Annotated in this window: 14 protein-coding genes; 10 read left to right on the forward strand and 4 right to left on the reverse strand. The window is 28.0% G+C overall.

The genetic code is table 11. From position 1 onward, the window contains the following. Positions 1–145 precede the first annotated feature (145 nt). The 7 genes from CS899_RS03540 (at position 146) to CS899_RS03575 (ending at position 4041) form a co-directional block, all read left to right on the forward strand. Positions 146–529, forward strand: coding sequence for a hypothetical protein (locus CS899_RS03540; protein ID WP_129582279.1), 384 nt, complete (start codon positions 146–148; stop codon positions 527–529). A gap of 295 nt (positions 530–824) precedes the next feature. Then, positions 825–1121, forward strand: a complete 297-nt coding sequence (locus CS899_RS03550) for a hypothetical protein (protein WP_099203568.1) — start codon at positions 825–827, stop codon at positions 1119–1121. Between the two features lie 72 nt (positions 1122–1193). Continuing rightward, positions 1194–1523 carry a hypothetical protein gene (locus tag CS899_RS03555; protein ID WP_164995835.1) on the forward strand — a complete coding sequence of 110 codons (330 nt, stop codon included), beginning with the start codon at positions 1194–1196 and terminating at the stop codon, positions 1521–1523. 241 nt (positions 1524–1764) lie between these two features. Next, entirely contained in the window at positions 1765–2247 is a 483-nt protein-coding gene (locus tag CS899_RS03560) for a hypothetical protein (protein WP_129582281.1), read from the forward strand. Positions 2248–2251: 4 nt separating this feature from the next. After that, positions 2252–3430, forward strand: a complete 1179-nt coding sequence (locus tag CS899_RS03565; RefSeq protein ID WP_099203571.1) for a hypothetical protein — start codon at positions 2252–2254, stop codon at positions 3428–3430. A gap of 17 nt (positions 3431–3447) precedes the next feature. Continuing rightward, positions 3448–3759: a hypothetical protein gene (locus CS899_RS03570; protein ID WP_099203572.1), complete on the forward strand. Its 312-nt coding sequence runs from the start codon at positions 3448–3450 to the stop codon at positions 3757–3759. 15 nt (positions 3760–3774) lie between these two features. Next, a complete protein-coding gene (locus CS899_RS03575; protein ID WP_099203573.1) occupies positions 3775–4041 on the forward strand; it encodes a hypothetical protein in 267 nt (88 codons plus the stop codon). 91 nt (positions 4042–4132) lie between these two features. Here CS899_RS03575 and CS899_RS03580 read toward each other — a convergent pair whose 3' ends face one another. Continuing rightward, positions 4133–4696: a DUF4256 domain-containing protein gene (locus CS899_RS03580; RefSeq protein WP_099203574.1), complete on the reverse strand. Its 564-nt coding sequence runs from the start codon at positions 4694–4696 to the stop codon at positions 4133–4135. Between the two features lie 244 nt (positions 4697–4940). Here CS899_RS03580 and CS899_RS03585 point away from each other — a divergent pair, with 244 nt between their 5' ends. From CS899_RS03585 to CS899_RS03595, 3 genes are read left to right on the forward strand one after another with little or no spacing between them, the layout of a single operon-like run. Further along, a complete protein-coding gene (locus CS899_RS03585) occupies positions 4941–6872 on the forward strand; it encodes an aconitate hydratase (protein WP_099203575.1) in 1932 nt (643 codons plus the stop codon). Position 6873: 1 nt separating this feature from the next. After that, complete coding sequence (locus CS899_RS03590) at positions 6874–7869, forward strand: isocitrate/isopropylmalate dehydrogenase family protein (RefSeq protein WP_099203576.1); 996 nt, start codon at positions 6874–6876, stop codon at positions 7867–7869. 8 nt (positions 7870–7877) lie between these two features. Continuing rightward, a complete protein-coding gene (locus CS899_RS03595) occupies positions 7878–9242 on the forward strand; it encodes a citrate synthase (protein ID WP_099203577.1) in 1365 nt (454 codons plus the stop codon). 20 nt (positions 9243–9262) lie between these two features. Here the strand turns inward: CS899_RS03595 and CS899_RS03600 are convergent, their stop codons facing one another. From CS899_RS03600 to gloA, 3 genes are read right to left on the reverse strand one after another with little or no spacing between them, the layout of a single operon-like run. Then, positions 9263–10453 (reverse strand): ABC transporter permease, encoded by a 1191-nt coding sequence (locus tag CS899_RS03600; protein WP_099203578.1) that lies wholly within the window; start codon positions 10451–10453, stop codon positions 9263–9265. After that, positions 10446–11363 (reverse strand): ABC transporter ATP-binding protein, encoded by a 918-nt coding sequence (locus CS899_RS03605; protein WP_099203579.1) that lies wholly within the window; start codon positions 11361–11363, stop codon positions 10446–10448. The genes CS899_RS03600 and CS899_RS03605 overlap by 8 nt, the downstream gene beginning before the upstream one ends. 3 nt (positions 11364–11366) lie before the next feature. Then, positions 11367–11753 carry a lactoylglutathione lyase gene (gene gloA / locus CS899_RS03610; RefSeq protein ID WP_099203580.1) on the reverse strand — a complete coding sequence of 129 codons (387 nt, stop codon included), beginning with the start codon at positions 11751–11753 and terminating at the stop codon, positions 11367–11369. Positions 11754–11759 lie beyond the last annotated feature (6 nt).

An 11759-nucleotide genomic window follows, 5' to 3' on the forward strand; every position in this document is an offset into this window, starting at 1 on the left:
TAATTCTCTTTTTTTGAGTATAATTAATATATTATAATAATATTTTGTAGTATTTAGGAGTGATATTTTGAATAAATTAAAACGTACATTTTTTTCACCATTTGGAATTATTATATTAATAATTTTTTTAATTATAGGAGGATATATGTTAAAACAAAAAAATACTAAAGATGAATACATTGAAGCCGTTAAAGAAACTCAAGAACTTGTTTCTAATTATATCATCGAAAATTTTGAAGGTATTAAAACTATAGAATGGAATGGATGGTCTACTCCAAAAGGTGGAGGTCCCTTTGCTATCAACAGCTCTATGACAGTTAATGATTATGAGGATGAAGATAACGGTAAAGTCCAACTCTCCTATATCGTTGGACATGAATATATTGAAGCTTACACAGATGCTTGTCTTTTAGTTTCACCTAGTCTTGAAGATATTGAAGATGCAGATTTAATGCAAAAAGAATTTAGACACCAAGGAGTTAAAAAATCTACAGTTGGTAGTCCTAATGCTAAAATTAAATATAATTAAAAAGAGAATTAATTACATTATTATAATAATTGTTATTAATTCTCTTTTTTTGAGTATAATTAATATATTATAATAATATTTTGTAGTATTTAGGAGTGATATTTTGAATAAATTAAAACGTACATTTTTTTCACCATTTGGAATTATTATATTAATAATACTTTTTATTATAGGAGGTTTTATGATAAAACAAAAAAATACTAAAGATGAATACATTGAAGCCGTTAAAGAAACTCAAGAACTTGTTTCTAATTATATCGTCGAAAATTTTGAAGGTATTAAAACTATTTAGTGGATGGGTTGGACTGTTACAAAAGGCTTTGGTCCTTTTTCACTCCATACTTCTATGACAGTAAATGATTATGAAAGTGATGATATGGGAAAAATACAACTTGTATACAATGCTGGTCATAAATATATTGAAAAGTATACTGATGCTTCACTTCTCGTATCTCCTGAACTTCAAAATGTTGAAGGTTCAGATTTGATGCAGAAAGAACTACAAAAGCAAGGAGTAAAAAAATCTAAAGTTGGTAGTCCCAATGCTAAAATAATTTATAATTTTAAAGGACGCAAAGGTAGGAAAAGATAGTAGCATTAAAAGAACAAGATTTAGTTGAATTAAATAAATATGTATATAATATTGAAGGTGATGATGATTATTTTGAATAAAAAGAAAAGTATTATTTTAATTGTATTTTTAATAATAATTGCAATAACTCCACTATTAGTAAAAAATATAGGAGGGTATATGAAAGAACAAAAAGAACTTAATGATAAATATGTTGAAGCCGTTAAAGAAACTCAAGAACTTGTTTCTAATTACATTATTGAAAATTTTGAGGGTATTAAAACTGTAGAATGGAATGGATGGTCTACCCCAAAAGGCGGAGGTCCTTTTGCTATTAACAGTTCTATGACAGTTAATGGTTATGAGGATGAAGATAACGGTAAAGTCCAACTCTCCTATATTGTTGGACATGAATATATTTAAGCTTACACAGATACTTGCCTTGTTGGTTCACATGGTCTTGTAGATATTAATAATTCTGATCCAATGCGAAAAGAACTTCGACGTCAAGGGGTTAAAAAATCTAAAGCAGGAAGTCCTAGTGCTAAAATAATTTATAATTTAGAAGAGAATTAATACACTATTATAATAATTGTTATTAATTCTCTTTTTTAGTATAATTATTATAATATAAAAATATTTTGCGATATTTAGGAGTGATATTTTGAATAAATTAAAACGTACAGTTTTTTCACCACTTGGAATTATTATATTAATTATACTTTTTATTATAGGAGGATATATGTTAAAACAAAAAAACACTAAAGATGAATATATTGAAGCCGTTAAAGAAACTCAAGAACTTGTTTCTAATTATATCGTCGAAAATTTTGAAGGTATTAAAACTATCGAATGGAATGGTTGGTCTATTTCTGCAGGTCCTTTTTCCATTAAGACATCAATGACTGTTAATGGTTATGAAGATGAGCGTAATGGAAAAGTACAACTTTCTTATAGTGCTGGTGATAAATATATTGAAGCATATACAGATGCTTGCCTTCTAGTTTCACCTGACCTTGAAGATATTGAAGATTTTGATTTAATGCAAAAAGAACTTCGACGTCAAGGGGTTGAAAAATCTAAAGTTGGCAGTCCTAATGCTAAAATTACCTATAATTTAAATCAACGTAAAAGGAGAGCAGATTAAAATAATGATATTAACAGATGAAGATTTAGTTGAATTAAATCAAATTGTCTATAATATTGAAGGCGATGGAGATTATAATCCAGATGTAGAAATTCCTAAAAAAAATGTGGAAATAAAATTACCTTCTGGAACAAAAGTCAAAGTTATAGAGATTGTAGATGATGAAGACACAGGATATCAAGGAATGGCAGTATCGCCTATATCTGATATTCATAATAATCAAGTTACTGTAGTATCTGCGGCAACTGATATATCTGATTCTAATGACCGCTGGGGGGCGATGCAAGCCAGAAACAGAGCTCCTGGAAGTGGTTCTCAGCAAACTTCTGTTGCTAATGACTTTATTGAAAAGTTGCAAGCTGAGGGATATAATATAGAAAAATTAACAGGATATAGTCAAAGTGCTTATATGTTAAGACTCGGAATTAAACATAAAATACCAACTGTCGTTTTTAATGGTTGGTTTAATTACAATTCTTTGACAGATGAAGAAAAAGATTTTATATCTAAAAATCCTGGTTTTTTAATAAATTATAGGCATTATAAAGATAAAGTTACATGGCTTAATGACTATAATAAATTTAAAGAAATTAATGATTTAGGAACAATTATCTGGATAACTGGAGATAGTCATTCATTAACTGATTGGGTTTTTGATTCTCTTGGTAGACTCGATGCATATGATGGAAATAAAAGAAGTGTAGAAATATTATTAAGACAGTCTCAAATGAATTTATTTACTAAACTACAATATATAAGTAATATTAAAAAACAACTACTTGCTAAGGGTAATCTTTCTTCATCCGAAAAAATTTTTATTGATACTTGTGAATCTTTAGCCGTTTTAAGTAATGTAAGAGAAATGATGGACTATGGATTATCTAATTCTATTATCATATATGAAGATGGCATCTCTAGAGCAGAAAATATTTGGGACAGCACCTTAGATTCTGCTACTGGTGTTGGTTCATTATTAAGCTACTCAGAAGTTTTAACTGCTCTAGCTTCTGGTGGTGCTACTGAGACTAGCATTGTAAATGAACCTACTAGTATATTTCAAGAAAAGATAAATTTATTAAAAAATATGATTGATGAGTACGATTCATTCATTAGTCAAATTGAATCTGGCATTGAAAAATTTGATGAGTTTGACCGAGAAATAGCTAAAAGTATGATGGAATAAAATTATGAGGATTTACTATGAATAAAAAAGATAATATAGAAAATGAATATATTACTAAACAAAAAAGGTACTCTGAAATGAAAGAAGAGTTAGCTGTTCTTAGAACTAAAGGATTAAAAATGATAGATGACATTTCCGAAAGAAGTAGCTATTACCTTAAAGATTTTATAACTGATAATAGTTTATATCAGCAAACCTTTAATATTATAGAAAATGAAAGAGAGTATATTGAATCTATTATGAAAAAAGAATATATAAAGATAGACAATTCTATTGAAGAATTAGAAACTGAATATAAAAAATTAAAATTAGAAGATAATAAAGATTAAATTGGAGATTTAACTATGGTAAATGAACTATTGGAACAACAACTCTTAGAGCAAGCTAAGAAACTTCAGAAAAATATAATTTCATCAATTATTGCAACATCTGCATCTAGTAAAAGTATGGATAACATAAATACAACTAATGAAAATGCTGAAGGATATATTAATACTACCAAAAATAGTGTGCAAACTACTTTAAACAGCTTAGAAGGCTCTTTGAAAGGCCAGTTTGGTACTCAAGCTAGAGAACTTTTAAAAAGTCATGTTGAAAGTCTTAATGTTTAAAAGAAAGAGATAAATCTCTTTCTTTTTATTATTTAATTATGTTCTTTTTATTATTTAATTATGTTCTTTATATTACTTCATAATCATTATTCTAAACTCTAAGTTTTCCTCTAAATCCTCTTGAACTATAGTATGACTCTACTCCATTATGATATAAGAATACATGATTATATCTTCTGTCACAAAAAAGTGCTCCTTTTAATTCTCTTATTTCTTTTGGTGTAAAAACCCAACTTGATGTTTTTAAGTCTAACTCTTCTACTTTTTGTAACCTCCTATATTCTTCTTCAGTTAATATTTCTATTCCTATTTCTTTAGCCATTTCTAATGCACTATTTTCTGGTTTATTTTTCTTTCTAGACTCTAATGCCTCTTTATCATAGCAAAGACTTCTTCTTCCTTCTGGAGTTTCTTTTGAAAAATCTACAAAAACGTATTCTTTTATATTTGAATTAAACTTTACTACATCTGGTTCTCCCCCAGTTTTTTCCATTTTACTTAGAGTATTTAATTTACTAGGATTTTCTTTTAATTTTTCAAGTACTTTCTGCCACTTTACCCCATTATGTCTGTGCATATTTTCTTTAAATCTTTTTTCTAATATTTCTAATAAATTTAATTCTCCTTCTCTATCTAAAATCTTTTTTGTTTTCATTTTTGTCTCCTTAGATAATTTATAATTTAATATAATTTTAATACCCTTATTTTCCATTCTTATCTTAATTCTATTATAAAGAAAGTTCATATATTGCTTTTATAGTATAATATAATTATAAAGGATTTTATTTCTCGATATTTATTTGTAATTGTATCTATATTATAGCTTTCACTATTGTGTTAAAGTGATATATCTTATATAATTATACTTATTTGACAATTTGATTAGGGGTGATTTTTTTATGAAAGGAACATTGGTATATAAAATACTTAAAGACCATCTTATTGAAGGTGATCTAGAAATTGGCAAAGAAATTGCCATTAAGTTAAACCAAACTTTAACTCAAGATTCTACTGGTACTATGGTTTATTTACAGTTAGAGGCTATGGGTATAGACAAAATTAAAACAGATTTATCTGTTGCTTATATTGACCACAACACTATTCAAGCTGGTTTTGAAAATGCAGACGACCATGAATTTATTAGAACTTCTGCTAGAAAATACGGTTTAGTTTTCTCTAAGCCAGGTGGAGGAATTTGTCACCAAGTTCAACTTGAAAGATTTGCTAAACCAGGTGCTACTTTAATTGGATCTGACTCTCACACTCCAACTGCTGGAGGTCTTGGTGCTTTAGCTATTGGTGCTGGTGGACTAGATGTTGCGGTTGGTATGGCAAATGGTTATTACTATATAACTGTACCTAAAGTTTATAATGTTAAACTTACTGGTAAGTTAAGTGATAAATGTAATGGTAAAGATGTTATTTTAACAGTTTTAAAAGAACTTTCTGTTAAGGGTGGCGTTGGTTATATCATGGAATATACCGGCCCTGGTGTAGATTCTCTTTCTGTTACAGACAGAGCTACTATTTGTAATATGGGTGCTGAACTAGGTGCTACTACTTCTATTTTCCCTAGTGATGAAAGAACTTTAGACTTCTTAACTAAGCAAAATAGACCCGAAGATTATACTCCTCTTTCACCTGACGCTGATGCAGAATACGAAAATACTTTAGAAATTAATTTAAATGATATTATTCCTATGACTGCAAAACCTCATAGTCCAGACAATATTGCAAATGTTAAAGACGAAAAAATTAAAGTTGACCAAGTTGCTATAGGTTCTTGTACTAATTCATCTTATGCAGATATGATGAAAGTTGCTAAAATTCTTGAAGGAAAGAAAGTCGATCCTTCTGTTAGTTTAGTTATTGCTCCTGGTTCCAGTAATATTCTAAGACTTTTAAGTGAAAATGGAGCTCTTGCTACTTTTATTCAAGCTGGTGCAAGAATATTGGAATCAGCTTGTGGTCCTTGTATAGGAATGGGACAAGCTCCTAAGTCTAAAGGTGTAAGTCTTAGAACTTTTAATAGAAATTTTAAAGGAAGAAGCGGAACAATGGATGCTGATATATATTTAGTTAGTCCAGAAACTGCCGCGGCCTCTGCTATTACAGGTTTCTTAACTGACCCTAGTGAATTAAATATAGACTTGACTATAACTGAACCTGAAAATTACGGTAAAAGTGATAATTACTTTATTTTTCCAGTGGAAGAAGATTTAGGAAAACCTGTTGTTATGGGACCAAATATTAAACCTTTCCCTAAAGCTATTCCTTTAACTGATTCTATTGAAAAAAATGTAATTTTAAAAACTGGTGATAATATTACTACTGACGATATTTGTCCATCTAATGCTAAACTTTTACCATTTAGATCTAATATACCTTACTTATCACAATTTTCATTTAAAACTATAGTTGATGATTTTTATGATAGAGCTATAAAAAATGATGGTGGAATAATTGTAGGTGGTGACAACTACGGTCAAGGTTCTTCAAGAGAGCACGCAGCACTTGTTCCTTTATTCTTAGGTGTTAAGGCTGTTATTGCTAAATCTTTTGCTAGAATTCACCGTTCAAATTTAATTAACAGCGGTATTTTACCACTTATTTTTGTAAACAAAGATGATTATGACAAAATAGATGAAAATGATACTTTAGAATTAAGTAATGTTATCAATTCTGTTAAAAACGGAAAAGAATTTACTGTTAAAGTAGTTAATAAAAATACAGAAATTCCAGTATTATTTAAAGGTTCTCCTAGAGAAACTGAAGTTGTTTTAAATGGTGGATTTTTAAATTATGCTAAAAATAATAAATTAGAGGTGTAAAATGCATAGAGTTACAATGTTAGAAGGAGACGGTATCGGAAAAGAGATATGTGCTTCTTTAAGAAAAGTTTTTAGAGCTGCTGATGTTAATATTCAGTGGGATATTTATCAAACTGGAGAAAAACAATTTGAAAAATATGGTGAAATAATTTCAGATGATTGCTTTGGGAGTTTAGAAAAAAACAAAGTAGGTATTAAAGGACCTATGACTACCCCTATTGGAACTGGTTTTAGATCTGCAAATGTATTTTTAAGAAAAAAATATGATTTATTTGCAAATGTTAGACCTGTTAAATCTTTAGGAAAAATAGATAGTAAGTTTGAAAATATAGATATTACCATCTTTAGAGAAAATACTGAAGATTTATATCAAGGTATTGAAGAAATGGAAGATGAAAACACAGCTAAGAGTATTAAAGTAATTACTAAAAAAGGTTCTGAAAGAATTGCTAGAGAAGCTTTTGAATTTGCTAAGAAAAATGGAATTAACAAAGTTACTGTTGTAACAAAGGCAAATATCATGAAATTTACTGACGGAATGTTTTTAGATGTTTCAAGAGAAGTTGCTAAAGATTATCCAGAAATTGAACTTGAGGAAGTTTTAGTTGATAACATGGCTATGCAACTTGTAATGTACCCAGAAAAATACAAACTTATTTTAACCGAAAATTTATATGGTGATATTTTATCTGACCTTTGTGCTGGTCTTGTTGGTGGTCTTGGACTTATTCCTGGTGCAAACATAGGTAAAGATTTGGCAATTTTTGAACCAGTTCATGGTTCTGCGCCAGATATTGCTGGTAAAAACTATGCTAATCCAACTGCTTTAATTTTAAGTGGTTGCTTGATGTTGGATTATTTAGGAGAAATAGAAGCTTCTAATAAAATAAAGAGTGCAATTCACAAGGCTTTAAGTGATAAAGACAATTTTACTAGAGACTTAGGTGGTAATAAATCAACAGAAGAATATACAGATGCAATAATTAAAAATTTATAGGAGGATATATGGTTGTAGATAATTCTAATAATAAATCAATTAATGAAATAGAAGATAATTTTCTAAAGTTACTTGATAGTAGTAGCTATATAGACCCTAACCTATATACAAAATACAATATAAAAAGAGGACTTCGTAATTCTAACGGTACAGGCGTACTTGTTGGTATTACAGGGATTGCAAATGTTGTAGGATATGAGGTTAAAGACGATAAAAAAGTGCCTATTGACGGTAGACTTCTATATAGAGGAATACCTCTTACAGATTTAGTTGATGGCTTTCAAAAAGATGATAGATTCGGATTTGAAGAAACTGCATTTTTATTATTACTAGGTAAATTACCTTCAGAGGCAGCCCTATCTGAATTTTATAGAGTTATGGAATACAATCGTGAGTTCCCTAAGTTTTTTAATGAAGATAATATTTTAAAATTCCCAAGTAATAATATGATGAATATGTTACAAAGACTTGTTTTAACACTTTACACATATGACAAAACTGCTGATGATACATCACTTTTAAATACTTTTAGACAATCCTTGAGTTTAATATCCAAAGTTCCTGTAATGATGGTTTATTCTTATCAGGCTAAAAGACATTATTATGATAATAAATCTTTGATTTTGCATAGACCTTTATCTAATGCTTCGATAGCTGAAAATATACTTCATATGTTAAGACCTGACTGTAAATTCACTAAAGAAGAAGCTAGACTTTTAGATTTATGTATGGTCGTGCATGCTGAACACGGTGGTGGTAATAACTCTGCTTTTGCTACCCATGTTGTTTCTTCAACAGGAACTGACACATATTCTGCTATTTCTACTGCTATAGGTTCATTAAAAGGTCCTAAACACGGTGGAGCAAATATTATGGTTCGCTCAATGATTAATAATATTATTGAAAGTTGTAACTGGCAAAATTATGATGAGTTATCTTCTTATTTAGATGATATTTTAGACAAAAAGGTATTTAATAAAAAAGGATTAATCTATGGTATGGGTCATGCTGTTTATACAAAATCTGATCCTAGAGCTGTATTATTAAAGAAAAAAGCAAAAGAATTAGCTGCTGCAAAAGGATATACTGAAAAATTTGAACTTTTAGAAAATATTGAAAAACTAACTGTTTTAAAGTTTAAAGAAAGAAAAGGTAAAGATTTTGAAATATGTGCAAATGTTGATTTATATGCAGGACTTGTTTATGAAATGCTAGGCATTCCTCCTGAATTATATACTCCTATTTTTACCGTTGCAAGAATGGCAGGATGGTGTGCTCATAGACTTGAACAAACTAGAGATGAAAAAATTATGAGACCTGGTTACATTTCAATAGCATCTGAAAATAATTATACTAGTATAACTGAAAGATAAAAAAAGACTCTTAGCTTTAGCTAAAAGTCTTTTTTTATATATAAATATTTTTTATTTGCTTTTATAGAAATTATTGCCAAAATTATATTTATAAAAACCAATATCCCTACGCTTATTAAAATGCTACTAATTTCCATATTTGTCATATTAAATAATAGTGGAGCAACGATTATAGATGAAAATGGTAGTAATGATAGTATATACATAAACTGTCCATTTATATAATTTACTCCAACAAATGTTGAAATTATTACAAATGAAAGCAAAAATAATATTGGTATGGATATATTAACAACATTATCTACTTTTTTTATAAAATTAGAAAGTATATTATATAATAACAGGTAGAAAATAAATCCTAAAATAATAAATAATAAATATATTAATATCATATTGAAATTTATACCACCCATGCTGTCAAATCCTTCTGACATATAATACTCTTTATTTCTATTTAATCCAATTAAAATAAAAGACATATACAACATAAATTGAAGTACTCCTACTATGCTATACGCAATAACTTTACTAATAGATAATGAAAATGAATTTGTAAAACTATACACCGTTTCATAAACTCCATTCTTCTTTTCTTTTATTATATTGATGACCATGCTATTCCCATAAAATAATATTAATGCATAAAACATTATCATTATAATTATATTTACAATATAGCCTGTACTCCCCCTACCTTCTAATGATGTAACAGTACCTTTTATATTGTATTCTTTTCCGTGATTTAATACACTTGGATTTATATTATTTGATTTTAAATATGTATTAAAGTTAAAATTGTCTAATAATGCAATTATATCATCCGATGAATTAAACAAATTATTGTTTTTAACAATAACTCTATACTCTGTTGGACTTTTAAATACAATTCCTCTATGTATAGAACCTTGTTTAACCATATTTTCTAATTCCGACTCACTTGAAGCAATATCTTGTATACTTAAATTCATTAAAGCAATAAGATCTTCTGGATCTTTGAAATCATCTCCAAAATAAACTTTATTATTATTAAAATCAGATTTTTTATAATTGTATTCTATACTTGCTGTTCCAGAATTTGAACTTACATTTCCCCGAAAAATTTGTGGCAAAAATGTTAATCCTAAAAGGAATAATGATATAACAATGGTTGCTAGAATAAAAACTTTATTTTTTAGAATTCTTTTTAATTCAAAAATTGTCAACTTAAACATTATTTGTTAATTCCTTTCTAAATTCTTCCATATAAATATTTTCTAAACTTTTTTTAATTGATCCTATTGAAGTGAATGTAACTCCTTTATTAAATAAGTCTTTAATTAAATCCTCTATATTGTTACCTTCCGTTAATTCAATTATTATTTCATCTTCACATACTGAAATAATTTTTTTAACACTAAGTAAATTTCCTATAATTTTATTCACATCTTTGCAATTTTTTACTTTTATTGAAATTTTATTATATGAATTGCTTTTTATCAAACCTTCTATACTTCCATAGTCTTTTAATATTCCATTATACATAAATGCAATATCATCACATATTACTTCTATATAATTAAGGTATTCACTAGCTATTAAAATAATCTTTCCCACTTCTTTAAGTTCTTGCAAGATACTTTTTAACTCATAAATACCTATAAATCCTATGCTTCTAAATGGCTCATCTAATATTATTATATCTGGATTATCTATTAATAATGCAATAAGTTTAATTTTTTGTTGATTCTCTCTTGAAATATTATTATACTTTTCGTTCTTTAGTTCTTCTATTTTAAACTTTTTCAACCAGTATTTTATATTCTTATCAATATCCTTTTTAGGCATCTTTTTAAGACTACACAACAACTTTAATTGTGTATATACTTTCATATCATAATATAGTCCACTTTTTTGTGGTAAGTATGATATATTTGTGTTTTGTGGAATAAATTTACTATCATTGTATATAATATTTCCTGAATCTGCTTTTATAACTCCTAAAATTATCCTTAAAAGGGTAGTTTTTCCAGAGTTCTCACTTCCAAAAACCCCAAAAACCCTACCCTTTTCTATAGTTAAATTTGCAGAATCAATAATTTGTTTGTTTTTGATTTTTTTACTTAAATCTACGATATTTAACAACTATTAACTCCTCTTTCTAACAATCTCTATATCATACCCATCTGGATCAGTTATAAAGTAGAACTTCGGTCTATTTGAGTCAGACAAGCCACTTAATTCAGTCACTTTATAACCTAATCTAACATGCTCTGCATGAGCATCCTCTAAATCCTCAACAGAATAAGCTATATGACTATATCCATTTCCCAAATCATATGGTTCATGTCCATAATTATAAGTTAACTCAATTTCATGTTCACTTTCTCCATCTCCCAAGTATACTAGTGTAAATTTATCTTCAGGATAGTCTTTTTTCTTTGTAACTTTTAAGCCCAAAGCTTTTTCGTAAAATTCAATAGATTTTTCTAAATCATATACTCTTATACAAGTGTGAATTGCTTTCATATTCATAATTTT

Source organism: Miniphocaeibacter massiliensis, assembly GCF_900232905.1.
In the GTDB taxonomy this organism is placed as follows: domain Bacteria; phylum Bacillota; class Clostridia; order Tissierellales; family Peptoniphilaceae; genus Miniphocaeibacter; species Miniphocaeibacter massiliensis.